This is a genomic window from Marinobacter sp. F4206, assembly GCF_019392195.1.
In the GTDB taxonomy this organism is placed as follows: Bacteria; Pseudomonadota; Gammaproteobacteria; order Pseudomonadales; family Oleiphilaceae; genus Marinobacter.
The window spans coordinates 191,132-215,184 of record NZ_JAHXKI010000004.1; the positions used below are offsets into that span (position 1 = coordinate 191,132).

19 protein-coding genes are annotated in these 24,053 nt (G+C 56.7%); 16 read left to right on the plus strand and 3 right to left on the minus strand.

Annotated features, from left to right (window positions below; genetic code table 11):
- Nucleotides 1-4: 4 nt before the first annotated feature.
- Entirely contained in the window at nucleotides 5-1,180 is a 1,176-nt protein-coding gene (gene fadA / locus KZO34_RS16875; protein ID WP_219478021.1) for an acetyl-CoA C-acyltransferase FadA, read from the plus strand.
- Nucleotides 1,181-1,450: 270 nt separating this feature from the next.
- Nucleotides 1,451-4,087: a type I DNA topoisomerase gene (topA, locus tag KZO34_RS16880; protein ID WP_219478022.1), complete on the plus strand. Its 2,637-nt coding sequence runs from the start codon at nucleotides 1,451-1,453 to the stop codon at nucleotides 4,085-4,087.
- Nucleotides 4,088-4,136: 49 nt separating this feature from the next.
- Here topA and KZO34_RS16885 read toward each other — a convergent pair whose 3' ends face one another.
- Both KZO34_RS16885 and gltA read right to left on the minus strand, forming a co-directional pair.
- Nucleotides 4,137-5,012 (minus strand): NAD(P)-dependent oxidoreductase, encoded by an 876-nt coding sequence (locus KZO34_RS16885; RefSeq protein WP_219478023.1) that lies wholly within the window; start codon nucleotides 5,010-5,012, stop codon nucleotides 4,137-4,139.
- Between the two features lie 156 nt (nucleotides 5,013-5,168).
- Entirely contained in the window at nucleotides 5,169-6,443 is a 1,275-nt protein-coding gene (gene gltA, locus KZO34_RS16890) for a citrate synthase (RefSeq protein ID WP_219478024.1), read from the minus strand.
- A 477-nt stretch (nucleotides 6,444-6,920) separates the two neighbouring features.
- Here gltA and sdhC point away from each other — a divergent pair, with 477 nt between their 5' ends.
- The 13 genes from sdhC to rluB all read left to right on the plus strand — a co-directional run bounded on the left by sdhC (nucleotide 6,921) and on the right by rluB (nucleotide 22,150).
- A complete protein-coding gene (gene sdhC / locus KZO34_RS16895) occupies nucleotides 6,921-7,295 on the plus strand; it encodes a succinate dehydrogenase, cytochrome b556 subunit (protein ID WP_219478025.1) in 375 nt (124 codons plus the stop codon).
- A complete protein-coding gene (gene sdhD / locus KZO34_RS16900; protein ID WP_219478026.1) occupies nucleotides 7,289-7,633 on the plus strand; it encodes a succinate dehydrogenase, hydrophobic membrane anchor protein in 345 nt (114 codons plus the stop codon). Before sdhC ends, sdhD begins: the two co-directional genes overlap by 7 nt.
- A gap of 3 nt (nucleotides 7,634-7,636) precedes the next feature.
- A complete protein-coding gene (sdhA, locus tag KZO34_RS16905) occupies nucleotides 7,637-9,409 on the plus strand; it encodes a succinate dehydrogenase flavoprotein subunit (protein WP_219478027.1) in 1,773 nt (590 codons plus the stop codon).
- A 14-nt stretch (nucleotides 9,410-9,423) separates the two neighbouring features.
- A complete protein-coding gene (locus KZO34_RS16910; RefSeq protein ID WP_219478028.1) occupies nucleotides 9,424-10,128 on the plus strand; it encodes a succinate dehydrogenase iron-sulfur subunit in 705 nt (234 codons plus the stop codon).
- Nucleotides 10,129-10,441: 313 nt separating this feature from the next.
- Nucleotides 10,442-13,279: a 2-oxoglutarate dehydrogenase E1 component gene (locus KZO34_RS16915; protein ID WP_219478029.1), complete on the plus strand. Its 2,838-nt coding sequence runs from the start codon at nucleotides 10,442-10,444 to the stop codon at nucleotides 13,277-13,279.
- 25 nt (nucleotides 13,280-13,304) lie between these two features.
- Nucleotides 13,305-14,525, plus strand: coding sequence for a 2-oxoglutarate dehydrogenase complex dihydrolipoyllysine-residue succinyltransferase (gene odhB / locus KZO34_RS16920; RefSeq protein ID WP_219478030.1), 1,221 nt, complete (start codon nucleotides 13,305-13,307; stop codon nucleotides 14,523-14,525).
- Between the two features lie 35 nt (nucleotides 14,526-14,560).
- A complete protein-coding gene (gene lpdA / locus KZO34_RS16925; RefSeq protein ID WP_219478031.1) occupies nucleotides 14,561-16,003 on the plus strand; it encodes a dihydrolipoyl dehydrogenase in 1,443 nt (480 codons plus the stop codon).
- 195 nt (nucleotides 16,004-16,198) lie between these two features.
- The gene (gene sucC, locus KZO34_RS16930) at nucleotides 16,199-17,365 is read left to right on the plus strand and encodes an ADP-forming succinate--CoA ligase subunit beta (RefSeq protein WP_219478032.1); all 1,167 of its coding nucleotides are present in this window, start codon (nucleotides 16,199-16,201) and stop codon (nucleotides 17,363-17,365) included.
- Entirely contained in the window at nucleotides 17,365-18,237 is an 873-nt protein-coding gene (gene sucD, locus KZO34_RS16935) for a succinate--CoA ligase subunit alpha (protein ID WP_219478033.1), read from the plus strand. The genes sucC and sucD overlap by 1 nt, the downstream gene beginning before the upstream one ends.
- A 118-nt stretch (nucleotides 18,238-18,355) precedes the next feature.
- Nucleotides 18,356-19,570: a tryptophan--tRNA ligase gene (locus KZO34_RS16940; RefSeq protein ID WP_219478034.1), complete on the plus strand. Its 1,215-nt coding sequence runs from the start codon at nucleotides 18,356-18,358 to the stop codon at nucleotides 19,568-19,570.
- A 55-nt stretch (nucleotides 19,571-19,625) separates the two neighbouring features.
- Nucleotides 19,626-20,459 carry a segregation and condensation protein A gene (locus tag KZO34_RS16945; RefSeq protein WP_257900497.1) on the plus strand — a complete coding sequence of 278 codons (834 nt, stop codon included), beginning with the start codon at nucleotides 19,626-19,628 and terminating at the stop codon, nucleotides 20,457-20,459.
- A gap of 51 nt (nucleotides 20,460-20,510) precedes the next feature.
- Nucleotides 20,511-21,140 (plus strand): SMC-Scp complex subunit ScpB, encoded by a 630-nt coding sequence (scpB, locus tag KZO34_RS16950; RefSeq protein ID WP_219478035.1) that lies wholly within the window; start codon nucleotides 20,511-20,513, stop codon nucleotides 21,138-21,140.
- A 38-nt stretch (nucleotides 21,141-21,178) separates the two neighbouring features.
- Entirely contained in the window at nucleotides 21,179-22,150 is a 972-nt protein-coding gene (gene rluB, locus KZO34_RS16955) for a 23S rRNA pseudouridine(2605) synthase RluB (RefSeq protein WP_219478036.1), read from the plus strand.
- 3 nt (nucleotides 22,151-22,153) lie between these two features.
- Here the strand turns inward: rluB and KZO34_RS16960 are convergent, their stop codons facing one another.
- Complete coding sequence (locus tag KZO34_RS16960) at nucleotides 22,154-23,080, minus strand: GGDEF domain-containing protein (RefSeq protein ID WP_219478037.1); 927 nt, start codon at nucleotides 23,078-23,080, stop codon at nucleotides 22,154-22,156.
- A gap of 289 nt (nucleotides 23,081-23,369) precedes the next feature.
- Between KZO34_RS16960 and KZO34_RS16965 the strand changes: the two genes are divergently transcribed.
- Nucleotides 23,370-24,053, plus strand: a complete 684-nt coding sequence (locus tag KZO34_RS16965) for a GntR family transcriptional regulator (protein WP_219478038.1) — start codon at nucleotides 23,370-23,372, stop codon at nucleotides 24,051-24,053.

Consider the following 24,053-nt stretch of genomic DNA (forward strand, 5'->3'; position numbering starts at 1 on the left):
ATCTATGAGCCTTAATCCGAGAGACGTTGTCGTCGTCGATTGCGTGCGGACTCCGATGGGTCGTGCCAAGAATGGTTGCTTCCGTAACGTGCGCGCAGAGACCCTGTCGGCTGCGCTGATCGAAGCACTGTTCGAGCGCAACCCGAAGCTCGACCCGAAAGAAGTTGAAGATGTGATCTGGGGCTGTGTGAACCAGACCAAAGAGCAGGGCTTTAACGTGGCACGGCAGATTTCCCTGCTGACCCGTATCCCTCATGAGTCTGCAGCCCAGACCGTAAACCGTTTGTGTGGTTCTGCCATGTCAGCCATTCATACCGCTGCACAGGCTATTCAGACTGGCAACGGCGATATGTTCCTGGTCGGTGGTGTCGAGCACATGGGTCACGTGCCCATGACCGAAGGCTTTGACCACAATCCAGCGGCTTCCAAGTATTCTGCCAAGGCCTCCAACATGATGGGCCTGACTGCGGAAATGCTGGCGAAGATGCACGGTATTACCCGTGAACAGCAGGACGAGTTTGGTGCCCGTTCTCATCGCCTGGCCCACGAAGCGACTGTTGAAGGCCGTTTCAAGAATGAGATTGTGCCCATCGAGGGTCACGACGAGAATGGCTTCAAGGTCTTGATTGAGCAGGACGAAACCATTCGTCCGGAAACAACTGTCGAGTCCCTGGGCCAGCTGCGTCCGGCATTCGATCCGAAGAACGGTACCGTTACTGCCGGTACGTCTTCGCAGCTGACTGACGGTGCCGCTGCAATGGTACTGATGTCTGCTGAGCGTGCGGAAGCGCTTGGCCTGAAGCCGATCGCCAGAATCCGCAGCATGGCCGTTGCCGGCTGTGATCCCGCGATCATGGGTTACGGCCCGGTTCCGGCCACCAAGAAGGCTCTGAAGCGTGCAGGCCTGAAAGTCGAAGATATCGACTTCTGGGAACTGAACGAAGCCTTCGCTGGTCAGTCGCTTCCGGTTCTGAAGGACCTGAAACTGCTGGGCGTGATGGAAGAGAAGGTGAACCTGAATGGCGGTGCGATTGCCTTGGGCCATCCGCTGGGCTGCTCCGGTGCACGTATCTCCACAACCCTGCTGAACGTAATGCAGGCCAAAGGCGGTAAGCTTGGTGTTTCCACCATGTGTATCGGTCTTGGTCAGGGTATTGCGACCGTATGGGAGCGTCTCTGATTCTCTGAGGAGGATTGGTAACGCACTCGCAGAAGGCCCGGCAGCACGCCGGGCCTTTCTGTTTGCGGGCTACTGTGGGTAGGTCCCGGTTTTTGAAAAAAGCAGGACAGAAACCTAATAATGGGTTGTCTTGCTATTCTTGACCCTGTAAAACAGTGAGCCTATACAGAATGGCGGCGAGTGTTTGTTTTCTAGCCGACTGATTTTACAGCGAGTTTACGGTTTGCTGATTTATTGACCGATTTATCGCCAAGGATACAGATCTCCGATATGGGTAAAAGTCTCGTAATTGTCGAGTCACCAGCGAAAGCGAAGACCATCAACAAATACCTCGGCTCAGACTTCATCGTAAAGTCGAGTGTGGGGCACATTCGCGACCTTCCCGTGAGTGGCAGCGGGTCCCAGAGCGATCCAAAAGAGCGTGCTCGGCAAGCTGCGCTTACCCGAAAAATGGACCCGGACGAGAAAGCGGCCCATAAGAAGCGCAAGGCCAAAGAGCAGTTGGTCGCTCGAATGGGTGTCGATCCCGACAAGAATTGGGATGCCCGCTACGAGATCCTTCCCGGTAAGGAGAAGGTTGTCAGCGAACTCAAGCGCCTTGCCAAGTCTGCCGACCATATTTACCTCGCGACGGATTTGGATCGCGAAGGAGAGGCAATTGCCTGGCACCTCCAGCAAACCATCGGTGGTGAACCTGAAAAATACCGTCGGGTGGTCTTCAACGAGATCACCAAGCGTGCCATTCAGGAAGCATTCAAAGACCCCGGTGCCCTCGATAACAATCGAGTAAATGCCCAGCAGGCCCGTCGTTTCCTGGATCGGGTTGTTGGTTATATGGTCTCGCCGTTGCTTTGGGCGAAGATTGCCCGGGGCCTGTCGGCAGGGCGTGTTCAATCCGTTGCGGTTCGCCTGATTGTTGAGCGGGAACGGGAAATCCGAAAGTTTGTACCGGAAGAGTTCTGGCAACTGCATGCAGACCTGGCATCCGCCCAGGCCGATCAGCCAGTTCGCTTTGAGGTCACCCGATACGCAGACAAGCCATATCGGCCGGTAAATGAAGGGCAGAGCAAAGAGCATGTAGGTCGTCTTAAAGCGGGAACCTTCAAGGTTGCCAAGCGCGAAGACAAGCCCACGAAATCAAGGCCATCGGCGCCCTTCATTACCTCGACGCTCCAGCAGGCAGCAAGTAACCGGATGGGGTTCAGTGTCAAGAAGACCATGATGCTCGCTCAGCGTCTGTATGAGGCGGGGTTCATCACCTACATGCGTACCGACTCGACCAACCTGAGCCAGGATGCGATTGCCGGTTGCCGGGATTACATCCAAAAGCAATTCGGGGAGCGCTACCTGCCCGAAAAGCAGCGTGTCTATGGCAGTAAGGAAGGCGCGCAGGAAGCCCACGAAGCCATCCGTCCAACTGAAGTCAGTCGCCGGCCCTCGGATATCAGTGGGCTTGAGAAGGACGCAGAGAAGCTCTACGACCTGATCTGGCGCCAGTTCATTGCCTGTCAGATGGCCGACGCGGAGTTCCTGAGCACCTCTATCGTGGTTGCCAATGGCGACTACGAGCTGCGTACACGCGGTCGAATTATCAAGTTTGAAGGTTTTCTCAAAGCCGCGCCTCAATCGGCGAAGAAAGACGAAGATGTGGCCTTGCCGGACATTCAGGTTGACGAAGTGCTGGATATGAAAAAGCTGGACCCGAGCCAGCATTTCACCAAGCCAGCGCCGCGCTACACCGAAGCGAGTCTGGTCAAGGAGCTGGAGAAGCAGGGGATAGGGCGTCCGTCCACCTATGCATCAATCATATCCACGATCCAGGATCGCGGTTATGTAAGGCTTCAGAACCGTCGTTTCTACGCCGAAAAAATGGGTGAGATTGTCACCGAGCGACTGTCCGAATCGTTCCCGAATCTGATGGACTTTGATTTCACCGCCCGGATGGAAGACGAGCTCGACGAAATTGCTGAAGGCGATGTTGAATGGAAAAAGGTGCTGAACGACTTCTATGGCCGGTTCCGTCAGCAGCTTGAAACGGCTGAGGGTTCCGAGGGTGATGGCATGCGTGCCAACACACCCACGGAAACCGATATTCCGTGCCCGAGCTGTGGGCGAAACATGCAGATTCGGGTAGCCAGTACCGGTGTTTTCCTCGGCTGTTCCGGGTATTCGTTGCCGCCCAAGGAGCGCTGTAAGACCACGATTAACCTGGTCTCGGGTGATGAAGTTGTCAGTGCCGACGATGATGTTGAAGGCGAGGGTGAAACGCGACTTCTTCGCAAAAAGCGCCGCTGTCCAAAGTGTGGGACGGCCATGGACAGCTACCTGATTGACGAAACCCGGAAGCTGCACGTCTGCGGTAATAACCCGGACTGTTCAGGTTACGAAGTCGAGCAGGGTACTTTCAAAATCAAGGGCTATGACGGGCCGACGCTGGAGTGCGACAAATGCGGTTCCGAGATGCAGCTCAAGACTGGCCGTTTTGGCAAGTATTTCGGGTGCACGAATACCGAGTGCAAGAATACCCGCAAGTTGCTGAAGAGTGGTGAACCGGCGCCGCCTAAAATGGATCCGGTTCCGATGCCGGAGCTGCAGTGTCAGAAAGTCGATGACACCTATGTGTTGCGTGACGGCGCGTCGGGTCTGTTCCTTGCGGCCAGTAAGTTCCCGAAAAATCGTGAGACTCGTCCGCCGCTCGTGAAAGAGATCAAGCCCCATCGCAAGGAAATTGATCCAAAGTACGATTTCCTAATGGAGGCGCCGGAGGCGGATCCGGAGGGCAATCCGACGGTCATTCGCTACAGTCGAAAGTCCAAGGAGCAGTATGTCATGTCGGAAAAGGATGGCAAGGCGACCGGCTGGTCCGCTTGGTATGTCAATGGCAAGTGGCAGCCAAAGGAGAAGTAGCTTGAAGCTGTCAAAAAAAGGGGGCTTTGCCCCCTTTTTTTATTTGGATTTACCGGAACTTCCGCAGCCTCTGAATCAGCGAGGACGTATCCCATCGGCGCCCGCCCATTTCCTGGACATCGCCGTAAAACTGGTCCACAAGGGCTGTCACGGGGAGTGAGGCATTTACCTTCCGGGCTTCTTCGAGACAGATTCCTAGATCCTTGCGCATCCAGTCCACCGCAAAGCCATGATCGAATTCGCCGTCGATCATCGTTCCGGACCGGTTTTCCATCTGCCAGGATTGCGCGGCGCCTTTTGAGATCACATCCACCACCTTGCGAACATCCAGCTCTGCCTGTTCGGCGAAGTGCAGGGCTTCGGACAGACCCTGAACAAGACCGGCAATAGCAATCTGATTGACCATTTTGGTTTTCTGTCCGCTTCCCGCGGGGCCCAGGAGGTTCACGGCTCGGGCGTAATGGTCCATCAGGGGTTGGGCTCTGGCGAAGTCGGAATCCGAGCCACCGCACATTACTGTCAGCTTCCCATTTTCAGCACCCTGCTGGCCGCCTGAAACGGGGGCGTCAATAAAGCCCTGCTTTTTGGCGGCGGCTGCGGCCGCCAGTCGTTCAGCAATGCCGGCCGACGCGGTGGTGTGGTCAACCAGGATGGCGCCTTCGGGTGCGTTCGCAATGATACCCTCGTCGCCCTCGAACACCTCGACCAAGTCTTTGTCTGCGCCAACACAGGTCATGACAAAATCCGCGCCTTCCACTGCTTCGGCAATTGTCTTGCAGGCCTTGCCGGGGTACTCGCCGGCCCATTGTTCCGCCTTGGCGATTGTCCGGTTCCAGACTCTGACGTTGATGCCGGCCTTCGCCAGGTGCCCGGCCATCGGGTAACCCATCACCCCAAGGCCAATGAAAGTTGCAGTGGTTGTCATAGCGGACTCCTGAAGTTGTGATTCGGTTTTTGTGATTTGAAGTTATCACAGTCGCGCGGTCGTCTCTGTTAGAACTTTAGTGTAGGGGCTACCACAAAAAAAGGCCGCTGAATTCAGCGGCCTTTCTCTGGTTGCTCAGTCTAGCATGCACCGGGCTTACTTCTCCGGGTAGTCCCTTGCCTCGGAGCCGGTATACAGCTGGCGCGGGCGGCCGATACGGTAGTTGCCGCTGACCATCTCGTTCCAGTGAGAGAACCAGCCAATGGTGCGAGACAGGGCGAAGATGACGGTGAACATGGACGTCGGGATTCCGATGGCTTTGAGGATCAGGCCGGAATAGAAGTCCACGTTCGGGTACAGTTTGCGCTGAACGAAGTACTCGTCTTCCAGGGCGATCTTCTCCAGGCGCTGGGCGATCCGCAGGAGCGGGTCGTTTTCCAGGCCCAGCTCGGTCAGAACTTCGTGAGCGGTTTCCGCCATGACTTTGGCGCGCGGGTCGAAGTTCTTGTAGACGCGATGGCCGAAGCCCATCAGGCGGAACGGGTCATCCTTGTCCTTGGCTTTGGCGATGAACTTCTCGATGTTGGACTCATCACCAATTTCAGCCAGCATGTCCAGAACGGCTTCGTTGGCACCACCGTGAGCAGGGCCCCAGAGTGCTGCAATGCCTGAGGCAATGCATGCGTAGGGGTTGGCGCCGGTTGAGCCGGCCAGGCGTACGGTGGACGTGGACGCGTTCTGTTCGTGGTCGGCGTGCAGGATAAAGATCTTGTCCATGGCCTTGGCCAGGATCGGATTTGGCTTGTATTCCTCACAAGGAACGCCAAACATCATCTGCAGGAAGTTCTCGGAATAGGACAGGTCATTCCGCGGATACATGAACGGCTGGCCGATGCTGTACTTGTAGCACCAGGCTGCAATGGTCGGCATCTTGGCGATCAGTCGATGCGCAGTGATGTCGCGCTGATGCTCGCTGGTGACGTCCATCTGGTCGTGGTAGAACGCAGACAGTGCGCCAACCACGCCACACATGATGGCCATCGGGTGCGCGTCACGACGGAAGCCGTGGAAGAAGTTGCGCATCTGGTCATGCAGCATGGTGTGGTTCTTGATGGTATCGTGGAATTGCTTGTTTTCTTCTGGAGTCGGCAGTTCGCCTTTCAGTAGCAGATAGCAGACTTCAAGGTAGTCAGAATGCTCGGCAAGCTGTTCAATGGGGTAGCCGCGGTGCAGGAGAACGCCGTTTGCACCGTCGATGTAAGTGATGGCAGATTCGCAGGCTGCTGTGGATACGAACCCTGGGTCATAAGTAAAAACGCCTTCCTGGACCAGGCCTCGTACGTCGATAACGTCAGGGCCGACGGTGCCGGAATATACAGGTAACTCAATGGACTTATCACCCACCGAGAGCGTGGCTTTCCTGTCGGTCATGGTGCTCTCCTATATGTCAGCTTGTCAGCTTAATCTGCATTTATAGATGCGCTAGAAGGCGCGTATTATCGCAAAACTGGCGGCAAAATATAGGGCGTTGGCTTTTTTTGTCAATGGAAGAGTCCAGAATTGGCAGTTTTTGGCCGCCTCTGTAAATCAGTGATATCCCGAATAACGTTGATTGTGCGGCAGAATAGCTTTTGTCAATAGTCCATATAGCTGCCTTAAGCCCCTGAATTCCGTGGGTCCAGCCGTGTTGCGCGTTTGTAATTAGCGGGGGTACTCCTTATAATCCGTAGCCCGGAATCGGGGATATACCTTGCTTCAGCAGCGCCTGGCTGCCGGTGTTCAAGCGTATAGTCCTTCCTCCTGAGCCAATCGTGTGCCGGTCTCGTATCAGCACGCTGATCCTTACATACCAACTATCCGCAGCCGGTGTTCCGGTATCGTGGAATCAAGAGAGAGTGTGAGAGCGCTGTGAATAGTAAACGACCAGTAAATCTCGATCTCGGCAAGTTTCATTTTCCGCTGCCAGCCATTACGTCCATTCTGCACCGCATCAGCGGCATCATCATTTTCGTTGGTGTTGCGTTCATGCTTTACGGACTTCAGCTTTCCCTGTCCGGGGAAGGGGGCTTCAGTCGTGTGAGTGAACTGCTGGACAGCTTCCTTGCCAAGCTGATTATCTGGGGCATCTTATCTGCTCTGCTGTACCACCTGGTTGCAGGTATCAAGCACCTGTTCATGGATATGGGCATTGGTGAAGAGCTGGAAAGCGGCCGCCTCGCCGCGAAGATCACGATTGTGGTTTCCGTCATTCTCATCGTTCTGGCAGGAGTCTGGGTATGGTAAACAGCGTCACGAATCTGGGTCGCAGTGGTGTTTTTGACTGGCTGATCCAGCGGGTAACCGCCTACGTACTTGCTTTATATACAATTTTCCTGCTCGGCTTCATGGTAACTACTGATGTTAACTATGAAACCTGGTCGGCTCTGTTTGGTCAGACCTGGTTCCGTATTTTTACCCTGATGGCGCTTCTTTCCATTGGTGCGCACGCCTGGGTTGGTCTCTGGACAGTGACCACGGACTACATCAAGGCCATGGGGCCCAGGTTTATCGTGCAGGCGGCGTGTGGTTTGACCATGTTCGTGTACGTGGTCTGGGGTATTCAGATTCTTTGGGGGCTTTAATCGATGGCTAACATCAAGACCATGTCTTATGACGCGATTGTTATCGGTGGTGGCGGTGCCGGTATGCGTGCCGCCCTGCAGTTGACCGAATCCGGCGTCAACACTGCTTGTATCACGAAGGTTTTTCCGACGCGTTCTCACACTGTGTCGGCCCAGGGCGGCATTACCTGTGCCATTGCAAGTGCCGATCCCAACGATGATTGGCGCTGGCATATGTATGACACCGTCAAGGGTTCCGATTACATCGGTGACCAGGACGCAATCGAGTACATGTGTTCCGTAGGTCCCCAGGCGGTTTTCGAGCTTGAACACATGGGCCTGCCGTTCTCCCGTACCGAGCAGGGCCGTATCTATCAGCGCCCGTTCGGTGGCCAGTCCAAGGGGCCGGATAACCCCACGCAGGCGGCGCGCACCTGTGCCGCTGCCGATCGTACCGGTCATGCGCTTCTGCACACCCTGTATCAGGCAAACCTCAAGGGGGGCACGACCTTCCTGAACGAGTGGTATGCCGTTGACCTGGTGAAGAACAGCAAAGATGAAGTGGTTGGCGTTGTAGCGATTGAAATCGAAACGGGTGAGGTGGCCTACATCAAGTGTAAGGCGACTGTGCTGGCAACAGGCGGCGCTGGCCGTATCTATTCCTCGACAACGAACGCCCTGATCAACACTGGCGACGGCATCGGCATGGCGCTGCGCGCCGGGTTCCCGATGCAGGATATGGAAATGTGGCAGTTCCATCCGACCGGGATATACGGAGCCGGCACACTGGTCACAGAAGGTTGCCGCGGTGAGGGTGGCTATCTGATCAACGCCGAGGGCGAGCGGTTCATGGAGCGTTACGCTCCGAACGCGAAAGACCTTGCTGGCCGTGATGTCGTGGCCCGCTCCATGGTCATCGAGATTCTCGAGGGTCGTGGCTGTGGTCCGGACAAGGATCATGTTCTGCTGAAGCTGGATCACCTGGGTGAAGAAACCCTGAACCTGCGTCTGCCGGGGATCTGTGAGCTGTCCCGTACCTTCGCCCACGTGGATCCGGTGAAAGAGCCAATTCCGGTGGTCCCGACCTGCCACTATATGATGGGCGGTATTCCCACCAACGTGGGTGGTCAGGCGTTGACCCAGGATGAGAACGGTAACGACAAGCCAATCCCCGGTCTGTTTGCTTGTGGTGAAGCGGCGTGTGTGTCTGTTCATGGTGCCAACCGTCTGGGCGGCAACTCGCTGCTTGATCTGGTTGTATTCGGTCGTGCGGCCGGTCTGCACATCGAAGAGCAATTGCGTGGCGGGTTCGAAGTAGATGGCGCCAGCGAAGAAGACATCAAGCGTGCCATGGCGCGCCTGGATCGTCTGAATGGCGCCTCCGAGGGCGAGAGCGTTGCCGAGGTCCGCAAGGATCTCCAGAGCTGCATGCAGCTGTACTTCGGTGTGTTCCGCGATGGCGACAGCATGGAAGAAGGCCTCAAAAAACTGGAAGCGATTGGTGAGCGTGTTCGCAACACCAAGCTGGCTGATACCAGTAGTGCTTTCAACACCGCGCGTATTGAGGCTTTGGAGCTGGACAACCTGTACGAGGTTGCGCTCGCCACTGCCATCTCCGCGTATGAGCGCAAAGAGAGCCGTGGTGCGCATGCCCGTAACGACTTCACCGAGCGTGACGACGAAAACTGGCTCAAGCACTCTCTTTATTTCCCGCTGGACAAGCGTGTTGGCAAGCGTGACGTAAACTTCGCGCCCAAGACCGTCGATACCTTCCAGCCGAAGATCCGGACTTACTAAGGGGGACGCAGACAATGTTGGTAAGCCTTTATCGTTATAACCCGGAAACCGATAACGCCCCTTATATGCAGGACGTTGATCTGGAGCTTCCGGAAGGCAAGGACCTGATGGTTCTGGATGTTCTGAACCTGATGAAGGAAAAGGATCCGTCGGTTGCCTACCGTCGTTCCTGCCGTGAGGGCGTTTGCGGCTCTGATGGTATGAATATGAACGGCAAGAATGGACTGGCCTGCATTACGCCTGTGTCTCAGGTCGTTAAGGGTGACAAGCTGGTCCTGCGTCCACTGCCGGGCCTGCCGGTTATCCGGGACCTGGTTGTCGATATGAGCTTGTTCTACCAGCAGTACGAGAAGGTCATGCCGTACCTGGTGAACAACACGCCGGCTCCGGCAATTGAGCGCCTGCAGTCACCGGAAGACCGGGAAAAGCTGGATGGCCTGTACGAGTGTATTCTCTGTGCCTGCTGCTCCACTTCCTGCCCGTCCTTCTGGTGGAATCCCGATAAGTTTATCGGTCCTGCCGGCCTCCTTCAGGCCTACCGCTTCCTGGCTGACAGCCGGGACACTGCCCAGGCAGAGCGTCTGGCTAACCTGGATGATCCGTTCAGTGTTTTCCGCTGCAGGGGTATCATGAACTGCGTGAGCGTCTGCCCGAAAGGTCTGAACCCCACCAGGGCAATCGGTCATATCCGGAACCTCCTGCTGCAGCGCGCCACATAAGCAGCAGCTTTCCGAGTAGACGCTATACTGTTCTGACCAGGTTAAGCACCCCGAAGGCCCTGCAACGGCGCAGGGCCTTCAACCAAAGGCTTATATTCAAAAGTCTTACCCGGGTGCACACTACGCATGCCGTGACGAGAGCTTAAAAGGTTATCGCATGGTTTGCTGAGTATAAAAACCACCGGGGAAAGGAAAACATCCATGTCGGGTGTGGTGGCCAAAGTCGATCCCGTAAAAACCCGTATTGACTGAGATTTACCCCTGGCCGACCATATCGGGCTCCCCCGCACCAGCCCAAGGTGAGCTATTCAAAATGCACGAAAGCATCATGGAGCAGTTATGGCAGACTTCCCACCTGCAGGGTGGAAATCTTGCCTATGTTGAACAGCTTTTTGAAACCTACCTGACAGACCCCAATGCCGTCCCCGAAGAGTGGCGAAGCTACTTCGACAAGCTTCCCAGTGTCGATGGTTATCACGGTCGTGACGTTGCCCACTCCTCCATCCGTGAGCAGTTCGAACATATCTCCCGTAATCAGCGTTTTCTCGCCACCGGCGGTGTTCCTGCCAGTGCGACGACCGACGCCGACAAAAAGCAGATTCGTGTTCTCCAGCTGATCAACGCTTACCGTTTTCGTGGCCATCAGGAAGCGAAGCTGGATCCACTCGGTGTCTGGCAGCGCCCTCAGGTGGAGGACCTGGATCCGGCATTTCATGAGCTTTCGGACTCCGACAGCGACTTGGAGTTCCAGACCGGATCCCTGAATTTCGGTTCCGAGACCATGAAACTCGGAGATATTGTTGATGGCCTGCGCCGCACCTATTGCGAAAGTATTGGTGCTGAGTACATGCACGTCGTCGATACCCGCATCAAGCGGTGGTTTCAGCAACGCATGGAGCCGGTCCGCTCCCGCCCGGGCTACGAAGAGAAGACCCGGAAGCACATTCTGGAACGCCTGACCGCTGCCGAAGGCTTGGAGAAGTATCTTGGGTCACGGTATCCGGGCGTAAAACGGTTTGGCCTTGAAGGCGCCGAGAGCCTGATTCCCTGTCTGGATGAGCTGATTCAGCGGGCTGGCTACTATGGCGCGAAGGAAATCGTTCTGGGTATGGCACACCGCGGCCGCCTGAACGTTCTGGTTAATACACTCGGCAAGAACCCGAAAGAGCTGTTCGACGAATTCGAAGGCAAAAAACTGGCAGATTCCGGCTCCGGTGACGTGAAATATCACCAGGGCTTCTCCTCGAACGTGATGACGCCGGGCGGCGAGGTGCATCTGGCCATGGCGTTCAACCCGTCGCACCTGGAGATTGTGTCGCCGGTGGTGGAGGGCTCGGTTCGTGCTCGACAGACTCGCCGGAATGATGACGATGGTACGCAGGTCGTGCCGATTATCATGCACGGTGACGCTGCATTCGCGGGTCAGGGCGTGGTAATGGAAACCTTCCAGATGTCCCAGACCCGGGGCTACGGTGTTGGCGGTACCATCCATATCGTCATCAACAACCAGGTCGGTTTCACCACCAGCAAGCAGGAAGACGCACGGTCCACCGAGTACTGCACCGATGTCGCCAAAATGGTTCAGGCGCCGATCCTGCACGTTAATGCGGATGATCCTGAAGCGGTGATGTTTGCCACCCAGATGGCAATGGACTACCGCAACGAATTCAAGAATGACGTGGTTATTGACTTGGTGTGCTATCGCCGCCGTGGTCATAACGAGGCGGACGAGCCGGCGGCGACGCAGCCGGTTATGTACGAAAAGATCCGCAAGCTCAAGACCACCCGGAATTTGTATGCTGAGCAACTGGTTGCCGCCGGTGTTATCACCGAGGAAGAGGGCAAGCAGATGGAGAATGACTACCGTGACGCCCTGGACGACGGCGAGCACGTGGTCAAATCCCTGGTCAAGGAGCCCAACAAGGAGCTCTACGTTGACTGGACGCCTTACCTGGGGCACGAATGGACCGCCAAGTGCAAGTCCAGTGTGGCTCTGAAAACGATCCAGCGTCTGGGTAAAAAGCTGACCTCGGTGCCAGAAGGCTTCAGCATCCAGCGGCAGGTTTCGAAGATCGTTACTGATCGCGAGAAAATGACGGCCGGTGCCTTGCCGATCAACTGGGGGTACGGCGAAGTGATGGCCTATGCGACCCTGTTGGATGAGGGGCACCCTATCCGGATTACCGGTCAGGACGTCGGGCGTGGCACCTTCTCTCACCGCCACGCAGTACTGCATAACCAGAAGGGCGGTTCGACGCACATCGCGCTCGAGAAGCTGTCTGACAATCAGCCGAAGTTTGAGATCTACGACTCACTGTTGTCCGAAGAAGCCGTAATGGCTTTCGAGTACGGCTATGCGACCACGGCGCCGAGTGGCCTCATTGTCTGGGAGGCCCAGTTCGGTGATTTCGCCAACGGTGCTCAGGTGGTAATTGATCAGTTCCTGACCAGCGGCGAGCACAAGTGGGGCCGTTTGTGTGGCCTGACTCTGCTGCTTCCCCATGGCTATGAGGGGCAGGGTCCTGAGCACAGCTCCGCACGTCTGGAGCGCTTCCTGCAACTGTGTGCCGAACACAATATTCAGGTTTGCGTCCCGACCACGCCTTCGCAGGTTTTCCACATGCTGCGCCGGCAGGTGAAGCGTCCGCTGCGCAAGCCGCTGGTTGCCATCACCCCGAAGAGTCTGTTGCGCCATAAAGAAGCAACGTCCGATCTTGATGATCTGACCTCGGGTACGTTCCAGACGGTGTTGCCGGAGAAGGAGCCTTCCGATCCCAAGAAGGTAACGCGCCTGATCATGTGCAGTGGCAAGGTGTATTTTGATCTGCTGGAGAAGAAGAAAGCGGACGAGCGCGAGGACGTGGCAATTCTGCGTATCGAGCAGCTGTATCCGTTCCCTGGCGACGATCTGGACGCACTGATTGGCCAGTACACCAAGCTCAAGCATGTGGTGTGGTGCCAGGAAGAGCCTATGAACCAGGGTGCCTGGTATCCGAGCCAACACCACATGAGGAATGCGCTTCAGCGCCTGAATCCAAAACTGTACCTCCAGTATGCCGGTCGCGATGCCTCCGCTGCCCCCGCTTGTGGACACATGTCTGTCCACATCGAAGAGCAGAAGAAGCTGGTAAACGACGCGTTTGAAATCTGACGAGCTACCGAACTAAGGATCCGTAATGTCAACTGAGATTAAAGCCCCCGTTTTCCCGGAGTCGGTCGCAGAGGGTACCGTTGCGACCTGGCACAAGCAGCCGGGTGAAGCCTGTTCACGAGATGAACTGATTGTCGATATTGAAACCGATAAGGTTGTACTGGAAGTTGTCGCCCCGGCAGACGGCGTGATCGAAGAGGTCGTCAAAGGCGAGGGCGATACTGTAGAAAGCGGCGAAGTCATCGGCAAATTCAAGGAAGGGGCTGCGGGCGAGTCCAAGCCTGCTGAGAGCAAGAAGGAATCCGCACCAGAAGCCGAAGCTCCGAAAGCAGAGTCCGCCGCGTCCGGCGACGCCATCCTGAGCCCGGCCGCGCGCAAACTGGCCGAGGAAAACAGCATCGATCCCAATGCCATCAAGGGCACAGGGAAAGACGGTCGGGTCACCAAGGAAGACGTGCAGAACCACGTCGACAGTAAGCCATCCGGCGGCACTGCTGCACCGCAGCCGGCCGCGCAGATGCCGGAAGTCAACGTTGCCTCCGGTGAGCGTCCCGAGAAGCGAGTTCCGATGACGCGCCTGCGTGCCAGCATTGCCAAGCGTCTGGTGAACGCCCAGCAGAGCGCGGCCATGCTGACCACCTTCAACGAGGTGAACATGGCGCCGATCATGGAGCTGCGCAAGCAGTACAAGGAAAGCTTCGAAAAGCGCCACGGTATTAAACTTGGCTTCATGTCCTTCTTCACCAAGGCGGCCACCGAGGCTCTGAAGCGTTTCCCGGCCGTTAACGCGTCTATCGACGGCAACGATATGGTCTACCACGGTTACCAGGACATCGGTGTCGCCGTGTCGACGGATCGCGGGCTGGTCGTTCCGGTTCTTCGCGACTCGGATGCCATGGGGCTTGCCGATATCGAGAAGAAAATTGTTGAGTACGGCACCAAGGCCAAAGAAGGCAAACTGGGCATCGAGGAGATGACCGGCGGTACCTTCACGATTACCAATGGCGGTATTTTTGGCTCCCTGATTTCCACGCCGATCCTGAATCCGCCGCAGACCGCGATCCTGGGCATGCACAAGATCCAGGAGCGCCCGATGGCGGTCAATGGCAAGGTGGAAATCCTGCCGATGATGTATCTGGCGCTGTCCTATGACCACCGGATGATCGATGGTAAGGAAGCGGTGCAGTTCCTTGTAGCGATCAAGGAAATGCTTGAGGACCCGGCGCGTATTCTGCTGGACGTCTGAGCTGACACTTAACGAATCAGAAAACGGGATCAAATATGTCTGATAAGTACGACGTAATTGTCATTGGCGCCGGCCCCGGTGGTTATGTTGCCGCCATCAAAGCGGCTCAACTGGGTCTGAAAACGGCTTGTGTTGAGTCCTGGACATCGACCGATGGCAAAAGCCAGGTGCTCGGTGGCACCTGTCTGAACGTGGGCTGCATTCCCTCGAAGGCGTTGCTGGAGATTTCTCACAAGTTTGAGGAAACCACCCACGACTACGAGATGCAGGGCATCATCGCGAAGGATGTCAAAATGGACATCGCGAAGATGATGGAGCGTAAGAGCGGCATTGTTAAGCAGCTCACTGGTGGCATCGCCGGTCTGTTCAAGGCTAACGGCGTAACCTCCATCCACGGCCACGGCAAGCTGCTTGCCAACCGCAAGGTTGAGGTGACAGACAAGGATGGCAAAGCCACCACCTACGAGGCGGAGAACGTCATTCTGGCCTCCGGCTCCAAGCCGATCCAGATTCCGCCCGCGCCGTTTGATGGTGAGCACATTGTGGATTCCGAGGGTGCGCTGGAATTTTCCGAAGTGCCCAAGCGCCTGGGCGTGATCGGTGCCGGTGTTATCGGCCTGGAGCTCGGTAGTGTGTGGGCACGGCTGGGCTCCGAAGTCACGGTTCTGGAAGCCCAGGACACCTTCCTGCCTGCCGTTGATCAGCAGGTTGCCAAGGATGCGATGAAGCAGTTCAAGAAGCAGGGGCTGGACATCGTGATGGGTGCCCGTATGACGGGTGCTGAGGTTAAGCGAAAGCTGGTGAACGTGACCTACGAGGATTCCAGCGGCAAGCATGAAGCCAAGTTTGACAAGCTGATCGTCGCGGTCGGCCGTCGACCTTACACTGATAATCTGCTGTCCGAGGACGCAGGCGTGCAGATGGACGAGCGCGGTTTCATCTTTGTCGACGACAACTGCAAGACCGAGGCGCCAGGCGTTTGGGCAATCGGTGACGTGGTCCGTGGGCCGATGCTGGCGCACAAGGCCTCTGAAGAGGGCGTGATGGTTGCTGAGCGTATTGCCGGGCACAAGCCCCAGGTCAATTACGACTGCATTCCCAACGTTATCTACACGGCGCCGGAAGTGGCCTGGGTTGGCATGACCGAAGAGCAGCTCAAGGCGGAAGGTGAGGAATACAACGTAGGCACCTTCCCGTTTGCCGCCAACGGTCGTGCAATGGCGGCCAACTCGGCGTCCGGGATGGTCAAGATCATCGCTGATGCGAAAACAGACCGGATTCTCGGTTTCCATGTGGTCGGTCCCCAGGCGTCAGAGATTGTTGCCCAGGGCGTGATTGCCATGGAGTTTGGTTCCAGCGCTGAAGATCTGGCCCTGACCTGCTTTGCGCATCCGACTCTGTCAGAGTCTGTGCATGAAGCGGCCCTGGCCGTTGCCGGTGGCGCGATTCACGTCGCCAACCGTCGCAAAAAGAAGTAACGCAAGCCAGGAAGCAGGGGCGCCAATGACGGCGCCCCACTGCCATAAAACGGCTGGCTTCCGGTTGCGCTCAAGGCGGGTTGAGGTGATCCCCGGCCCGCCAAACGGAATTCGCAAGAGCAGTTCCCGGCAGGGGACTTGCGCGGGTTCATTTCCGTACGTGGTTATCCTCCATCAATAAGCGGGACACTAACTATGAATTTGCATGAATATCAGGGCAAACAGCTTTTCGCTGAGTATGGCCTGCCAGTATCTGAGGGCGTTGCCTGCGATACTCCTCAAGAGGCGGTAGCGGCCGCTACCGAAATCGGCGGTGACGCTTGGGTCGTCAAGGCACAGGTGCACGCTGGTGGCCGAGGCAAGGCCGGCGGTGTGAAGCTGGTCAAAAGCAAAGATGAAATTCGTGAGTTTGCCGAGAAATGGCTGGGCAAGAACCTGGTGACCTACCAGACTGACGAGCACGGCCAGCCGGTCAGCAAGATTCTGGTTGAATCCCTTACTGACATTGACCAGGAGCTGTACCTGGGCGCCGTTGTTGATCGCGGCACTCGTCGCATCGTGTTCATGGCCTCCACCGAAGGTGGTGTTGAGATCGAGCAGGTAGCTGAAGAGACTCCGGAAAAGATTCTCAAAGCCGAAATCGATCCGCTGGTTGGTGCACAGCCATACCAGGGCCGCGAGTTGGCGTTCAAACTGGGTCTTGAAGGCAAGCAGATCGGTCAGTTCACCAAGATCTTCCTGGGTCTCGCCAAGCTGTTTGAAGAGCGTGATCTGGCGCTGCTGGAAATCAACCCGCTGGTTATCACTCCGGCCGGTGACCTGCACTGCCTGGACGCCAAGATCGGCGTGGACGGCAACGCACTGTACCGTCAGAAGAAAATCCATGAAATGCACGACCCGTCCCAGGAAGATTCTCGCGAGGCCGAAGCGGCCAAATGGGAACTCAACTACGTGGCGCTGGAAGGCAACATCGGTTGTATGGTTAACGGTGCCGGCCTTGCCATGGGGACCATGGACATCATCAAGCTCTCCGGTGGCCAGCCGGCCAACTTCCTGGACGTTGGTGGCGGTGCGACCAAAGAGCGTGTATCCGAGGCGTTCAAGATCATCCTGTCTGACGACAATGTGCAGGCCGTTCTGGTTAACATCTTCGGCGGTATCGTTCGCTGCGACATGATTGCAGAAGGCATCATCGGTGCGGTCAAGGAAGTCGGTGTTAAAGTGCCGGTCGTTGTGCGCCTTGAGGGCAATAACGCCGAGAAAGGCACCCAGGTACTCCAGGACAGTGGCCTGAACATCATCGCGGCTACCAGTCTGGCGAATGCCGCAGAGCAAGTCGTTAAAGCCGCAGGGGGTAAATAATGAGCATCCTGATTAACAAAGACACCAAGGTTATCTGCCAGGGCTTTACCGGCGCACAGGGTACCTTTCACTCCGAGCAGGCGATTGAGTACGGCACCAAGATGGTTGGCGGCGTAAGCCCGGGCAAGGGTGGTACTGAGCACCTGGGCCTGCCCGTGTTCAACACTGTCCGTGAAGCAGTGGAGAAAACCGGCGCAGAAGCCACCGTTATCTATGTACCGGCTCCTTTCTGTAAGGATGCGATCATCGAAGCGGCGGACGCTGGAATTCAGCTTATTGTCTGCATCACCGAAGGCATCCCGACCATCGACATGCTGTACGCCAAAGAATACGTTGACCGTAAAGGCGTTCGGATGATCGGCCCGAACTGTCCGGGTGTGATCACCCCGGGTGAGTGCAAGATCGGCATCATGCCGGGCCACATTCACAAACCCGGTAAAGTGGGTATTGTGTCCCGTTCCGGCACCCTGACATACGAAGCGGTCAAGCAGACGACCGATTTCGGTTATGGCCAGTCCACCTGCATCGGTATCGGTGGTGACCCGATCCCGGGTTCCAACTTCATTGATATCCTGAAGCTGCTGCAGGAAGATCCGCAGACCGAAGCCATCGTCATGATCGGTGAGATTGGCGGTACCGCGGAAGAAGAGGCAGCTGCCTTCATCAAGGAGAACGTAACCAAGCCGGTGGTGTCCTACATCGCTGGTGTAACTGCGCCTCCTGGCAAGCGTATGGGCCACGCCGGCGCCATCATCTCTGGTGGTAAGGGCACAGCCGACGAAAAGTTTGCCGCTCTGAACGATGCCGGTGTTAAAACCGTGCGCAGCCTGGCCGAAATTGGCAAGGCGCTGAAGGAAGCAACTGGCTGGTAAGTCAGGCTTCTTTCAGGAAACCCCCGTTTCTGCCCTGCAGAGCGGGGGTTTTTTATTTATAATGCCGGGTCGCCTGAACTATGATGGCGGTTCCCATTCAAAATAAGGAGTTCGTGCTTTGAGTTCTGTAGATTCCCAGCAAAGGGTTCTGTCCGGCATGCGTCCGACCGGCAAGCTTCACCTTGGTCACTACCATGGTGTGCTGAAAAACTGGGTGAAACTCCAGCACGAGTTCGAGTGCTTTTTCTTTGTTGCCGACTGGCACGCGCTCACAACCGAGTACGACAACCCCTCCGGGATTGAGCAAAGTGTCTGGGATATGGTGATTGACTGGCTTGCAGCGGGGGTTAACCCGGGTTCCTCGACCATGTTTATCCAGTCCCAGGTGCCTGAGCATGCGGAACTGCATTTGTTGCTGTCCATGATCACACCGCTTGGTTGGCTGGAACGGGTGCCTACCTTCAAGGATCAGCAGGAAAAGCTCCGCGAGAAAGACCTCGCAACCTACGGTTTCCTGGGTTACCCGTTGCTGCAGAGCGCCGACATCCTCGTGTACCGGGCCGGTAAGGTGCCGGTTGGTGCCGATCAGGTGTCCCACGTTGAGATTACCCGCGAAATTGCCCGTCGCTTCAACCACATCTACGGTCGTGAGCCCGGCTTTGAAGAGCAGGCGGAAGGCGCCATCGTGAAGATGGGCAAGAAAAATGCGAAGCTCTATCGCACGCTCAAGAAGCGTTATCAGGAAGAGGGCGACCTCGAAGCGCTGGAGACGGCCCGTGCGCTACTGAAGGAGCAGCAGAACATTTCTCTGGGCGACCGCGAGCGCCTGTATGGCTACATCGAGGGTGGTGGCAAGGTTATTCTGCCGGAGCCGCAGCCCCTGCTCACGCCCGAGTCCAAGATGCCGGGGCTGGATGGTCAGAAAATGTCCAAGTCCTACAACAACTACATCGGTCTGCGTGAAGAGCCGGACAGTGTGGCCCAGAAAATCCGGACCATGCAGACGGATCCTCAGCGGGTTCGACGCACCGATCCTGGTGACCCTGACAAATGTCCGGTCTGGGATATGCATCAGATCTATTCCGACACCGATACCCAGGATTGGGTGCAGAACGGATGTCGAAGTGCCGGAATTGGCTGTCTTGACTGTAAGAAACCGCTCATTGACGCCATTGTTGAAGAGCAGCGACCCCTGCACGAGCGTGCGCGGGAGTATGAGGGCAACCCCGATCTGGTCCACTCTATCCTGCAGGAAGGGCGAGAGCATGCGCGTGATGCGGCCCGGGATACGCTCGAGGAAGTGCGTGCAGCGATGGGCTTGCATTACCGCTAGCCTGACCCTGCGGGCGCAGACGTGAGGCCATCGAAGGGTTTCCGAGGAGAGGCATATGACGGACGAGTCAACTGGCACGGTAGTGTCGGGTACTGAAGACGGCGCTGCAGACTCGTCGGCACTCGCTCGCGTCTCGGGGAAACCCGTTGTTGATCTCCCCAAGGATCTTTATATCCCACCCGATGCGCTGGCGGTGTTTCTTGAGGCCTTCGAAGGGCCTCTTGATCTGCTGCTTTACCTCATCCGCCGCCAGAATATGAACATTCTGGATATTGATGTCAGTGAAATCACCCGTCAGTACATGGATTACATCGGCGCCGTTGAGGCCATGCGTTTTGAACTTGCCGCCGAGTATCTGGTGATGGCGGCGACTCTGGCGGAGATCAAGTCCCGTATGCTGCTGCCGCGTCAGGAGAGCGACGACGAGGAAGAGATTGATCCACGGGCCGAACTGATTCGGCGTCTCCAGCAATACGAGCGGTTCAAGAAGGCTGCCGAGGATATTGATGAAATTCCTCGCCTGGAGCGGGATAACTTTCTGGCATCCGCGGCATTGCCAAAGCTGCCCTCCAGTCAGCCGCACCCGGATGTCGATCTGCGGGAAATGCTGCTGGCGCTGCAGGGGGTTCTTCAGCGCGCCGACCTGTTCACCAGTCATCACGTAGAGCGGGAAAAGCTGTCAACCCGTGAGCGGATGTCGAGCATTTTGTCTGTGCTTCAGGACGATCATTTTGTCTCCTTTGAAAGCCTGTTTACGGCCGAGGAGGGCAAGCTGGGGGTGGTTGTGACCTTCCTGGCAACCCTTGAGCTGGTCAAGGAGCAGTTGATCGAGGTGGTGCAGGCAGAAGTTCTGGGGCCGATTCATGTTCGGGCCAGGGCCGTCAGTTGAGCAGGGCGTCCGGCCGGTAACGAAAAGCTGTGGGGGAAGCGGGTAACCGTTATGAATGAAGAGCATCTGTTACGTATTCAGGCTATTACCGAGGCCGCACTGCTGACGGCTGGCAAGCCGCTTTCACTTGAGCAGTTGCGTGAGCTGTTTACTGAGGATGAGCGCCCGGCCCGGCAGGTCATGGAGCACGTGATGATGCTGCTGGAGTCTGCCTGTGAGGGCCGGGGATTCGAGTTGAAAAAGGTTGCCAGCGGCTACCGCCTTCAGATCCGGGAGGAATACGCGCCCTGGGTCGGGCGCCTGTTCGAGGAAAAACCTCAGCGTTATTCCCGCGCCCTGCTTGAAACTCTCGCGTTGATTGCCTATCGGCAGCCAATCACGCGGGGTGAGATTGAGGATATCCGTGGCGTTACGGTAAGCAGCAATATCATTCGGACGCTGCTTGAGCGAGAGTGGGTCCGTGTCGTGGGCCATCGGGATGTGCCCGGTCGTCCGGCCATGTACGCGACAACCAAACAGTTCCTGGATTATTTCAATCTCACCGGTTTGGACCAGTTGCCCCCGCTCTCAGAAGTGCGGGACCTGGAGGAAATCGGCCGTGAGATTGAAAAAAACATGCAGGCGGAAATTGAATTCGAGTCGCCAGCAGCCGGCGAGTCGGATGAGCAGACACTTCACTGAAACCATCAAGGTTTCAGGCAGTTACTAAGGATTGATAGATGGGTTCAGAACGCCCGAAAAAGGCGGCCAAACCGGCCGGTGACAAAGCCAGCGAAGGTGGGCCGGAGCGCATACAAAAGCTCCTTGCTCGCGTGGGAGCGGGTTCACGACGTGAAATAGAAGGCTGGATGGAAGCGGGGCGACTAACCGTTAATGGGCATGCAGCCTCCCTCGGGCAAAAGGCAACAGCCGAAGACCGGTTTGAGCTGGATGGAAAGCGGCTAGATGTGTCCGGAGCCGCCGATCTCGTTCGCCGGGTCCTGATTTATAACAAGCCGGAGGGTGAAGTCACCACGCGGAAGGATCCAGAGGGTCGGCCAACGGTTTTTGATCGCCTGCCTCGTCTGAAGGACCACCGCTGGATTTCCATCGGACGGTTGGACATCAACACGACCGGGCTTGTTCTGTTCACCACCGACGGTGAGCTGGCAAACCGGCTGATGCACCCGTCGCGCCAGATTGACAGGGAATACGCGGTGCGAATTTTTGGTGAAGTCGACGACGCCATGATAGAGCGGCTGATGGAGGGCGTCTTGCTGGAAGACGGCATGGCGAAATTCACTGACATCAGTCCGGCGGGTGGTAGCGGTATTAACCGCTGGTTTCACGTGACCCTGCTGGAAGGCCGAAATCGGGAAGTCCGGCGCCTTTGGGAGTCTCAGGGTGTGCGGGTCAGTCGCCTGAAACGGGTGCGTTATGGTCCGATTTTTCTGCCGAGCAGACTGACACTGGGCAAATGGGAAGAGCTCGACCAGAAAGCGGTCGATATCCTGAGCCGGACCGTGGATCTGGCGACCGTTGAAATTCCCCAGAAAACACCGAACGAAAAGGCTGCTCAGGATCGTCAGCGCAGAAAAAGCCCCGGCAGGAGCCAGAAGCGCAGTGGCAGCCGGTGGCAGGTCAGTGATTCCCGCCCGCCGAAGCCGGCCGGAAAGGATAGCGCTGGCAAGCGGCGGAGTCCCCGAAAATAGCCGCTAACGGATGGAGGCAAAGACCCGGGTACAATTTCGCCCCTGACGTTTGGCCTGATACAGCGCGTCGTCTGCCCGGGCCAGCCATTGCCCGGGCGCTTCTCCGTCAAGATGCATAGCAACACCGCAGCTGGTCGTTATCGACAGTTCTGTGCCACCGCAATCAATAACTATTTTCGTAATTGCCTCGCGAATTCGCTCTGCGACATCTCTCGCGTCTTGCTCTCCAGTGTGGGGAAGAAGAATGGCAAATTCCTCGCCGCCAAAACGGTAGACGCTGTCGGACGTTCTGAGTGAGCGTTCCAGACACTCCGCTGCCAGTTGCAACAGGTGATCGCCCACCACGTGGCCATGGTTATCGTTAACGGATTTGAAATGATCCAGGTCGCACAGGATCAGCGAGTACTTTGCATGGTGACGGTCTGAAAGCTGGCTGGAGCGCAGCAGGGCTTCGTCCAGTGCCCGCTTGTTGGGGATTCCGGTCAGCGCATCTGTCAGTGAAGCTTTTTCGATCGTGATGTACTGGCAGGCATTGCGCAGCGGACAGATGGCCGCGCCAAGAATGGTTTCCACACCCTCGAGTTCCTCGTCGGAAAATCTCTGCCGGCGATACAGGGTAAGCATTCCATAGGACACGCCCTCCAGTTGCAACCGATATTCGCAGCGGTGCTGCCCGCCAAGGCCTGTCGCGAAGACGAAGTCCTCTCGGGCAACTCGGTGTCGGTAGTGGAGGGAATCGAAAGGAATGATATCTCCGAGCTCCTCCGCCAGAATGCCCAGCTGGGTTTCCAGTGAAAGCGTTGTCGACAGACGGCGCGTCAGTCTTGTGAGTACGTCCGACGGATTGTTCCAGTCCTGCAAGGCCTGCCTGAGCGCGGCGAGCTTGTGGGGCTGCGAGGCAGGTCGTTCAAGGGAGGGGATGTGTTTCACGAAGGTCACTCTGTCGTCAGGGTTTACGGCGTTACCAGAACATGACTAAGCACTAAGTATGCCTACAGTAAAAAAAGCCTTTAAAACAATAGGTAGTGACGAGAACGTAGAGGTTCGGTTAGGAGGGGCGCGGGTCAGGTGGGGGTTCCGTCAATTTATCGGCAGGCGATTGCCGCCCGGCCAGGAAGGCGATTCCGATTTATCGGGAAAGGGGATTGGGCTGGCAGATGCCTGTGGTAAACTCTTGCGCTTGTACCTACGCCGTCTGAAGAAGTGAGCGACACGATCTATGAGGTTTCAGGCCCCGGAAAGTCTGTCTGAACAAATCGCCCAGCACCTTGGCCAGCGGATCATTACCAGAGATCTGACCCCCGGTGAACGAATCCAGGAACTCAAGGTGGCCGGCGAACTCAACGTCAGTCGGGGTTCTGTTCGTGAGGCCCTGTTGATCCTTGAGCGACGGCATTTGATTGAGATATTTCCGCGCCGGGGCGCGGTCGTATCGAAGCTGACGCCTGAGAGCGTCAACAGCCTCTACGATATATACATTGACCTGCTCTGCATGCTGGGGCGGAAGGTTCTCGAGCGTTGGTCCGGAAGGGAACTTGGCGGTGTCATGAGCCAGGTTCAGGAACTCCAGGCTGTGATCGATGCCCTCAATTCAACCGGCACAGACGCCGCAGAAAAGGTCATTGACGCCGGCTTCGGGGTAATGCGCTATGCCTACGGGCTGGTGGACAATCCGTTCCTGGAAGAAACCCTGGAGAATTTCAGGCCGGCAATCAGTCGGACCTATTTCGTGGCGCTGGAAAACTTCCGGGACGAAATAGGCGAAACCGCGACTTTCTTCAGACAACTTGCCGATGCCGCCGTCAGCGATAATCCGGCTCAGCTACAGTCTGTGATTCAGGCGTTCGGGGAGCACCAGCGCCAGCAGGTTCTGACGATTCTCACGGAGGAGGCAAGCGCCTGA

What these genes read in the sequence shown, in the direction of transcription:
- fadA (WP_219478021.1), top strand. Translation starts at nt 5, where the DNA reads ATGAGCCTTAATCCGAGAGACGTTGTCGTCGTCGATTGCGTGCGGACT.
- topA (WP_219478022.1), top strand. Translation starts at nt 1,451, where the DNA reads ATGGGTAAAAGTCTCGTAATTGTCGAGTCACCAGCGAAAGCGAAGACC.
- KZO34_RS16885 (WP_219478023.1), bottom strand. Translation starts at nt 5,012, where the DNA reads ATGACAACCACTGCAACTTTCATTGGCCTTGGGGTGATGGGTTACCCG.
- gltA (WP_219478024.1), bottom strand. Translation starts at nt 6,443, where the DNA reads ATGACCGACAGGAAAGCCACGCTCTCGGTGGGTGATAAGTCCATTGAG.
- sdhD (WP_219478026.1), top strand. Translation starts at nt 7,289, where the DNA reads ATGGTAAACAGCGTCACGAATCTGGGTCGCAGTGGTGTTTTTGACTGG.
- sdhA (WP_219478027.1), top strand. Translation starts at nt 7,637, where the DNA reads ATGGCTAACATCAAGACCATGTCTTATGACGCGATTGTTATCGGTGGT.
- KZO34_RS16910 (WP_219478028.1), top strand. Translation starts at nt 9,424, where the DNA reads ATGTTGGTAAGCCTTTATCGTTATAACCCGGAAACCGATAACGCCCCT.
- KZO34_RS16915 (WP_219478029.1), top strand. Translation starts at nt 10,442, where the DNA reads ATGCACGAAAGCATCATGGAGCAGTTATGGCAGACTTCCCACCTGCAG.
- odhB (WP_219478030.1), top strand. Translation starts at nt 13,305, where the DNA reads ATGTCAACTGAGATTAAAGCCCCCGTTTTCCCGGAGTCGGTCGCAGAG.
- lpdA (WP_219478031.1), top strand. Translation starts at nt 14,561, where the DNA reads ATGTCTGATAAGTACGACGTAATTGTCATTGGCGCCGGCCCCGGTGGT.
- sucC (WP_219478032.1), top strand. Translation starts at nt 16,199, where the DNA reads ATGAATTTGCATGAATATCAGGGCAAACAGCTTTTCGCTGAGTATGGC.
- sucD (WP_219478033.1), top strand. Translation starts at nt 17,365, where the DNA reads ATGAGCATCCTGATTAACAAAGACACCAAGGTTATCTGCCAGGGCTTT.
- KZO34_RS16945 (WP_257900497.1), top strand. Translation starts at nt 19,626, where the DNA reads ATGACGGACGAGTCAACTGGCACGGTAGTGTCGGGTACTGAAGACGGC.
- scpB (WP_219478035.1), top strand. Translation starts at nt 20,511, where the DNA reads ATGAATGAAGAGCATCTGTTACGTATTCAGGCTATTACCGAGGCCGCA.
- rluB (WP_219478036.1), top strand. Translation starts at nt 21,179, where the DNA reads ATGGGTTCAGAACGCCCGAAAAAGGCGGCCAAACCGGCCGGTGACAAA.
- KZO34_RS16965 (WP_219478038.1), top strand. Translation starts at nt 23,370, where the DNA reads ATGAGGTTTCAGGCCCCGGAAAGTCTGTCTGAACAAATCGCCCAGCAC.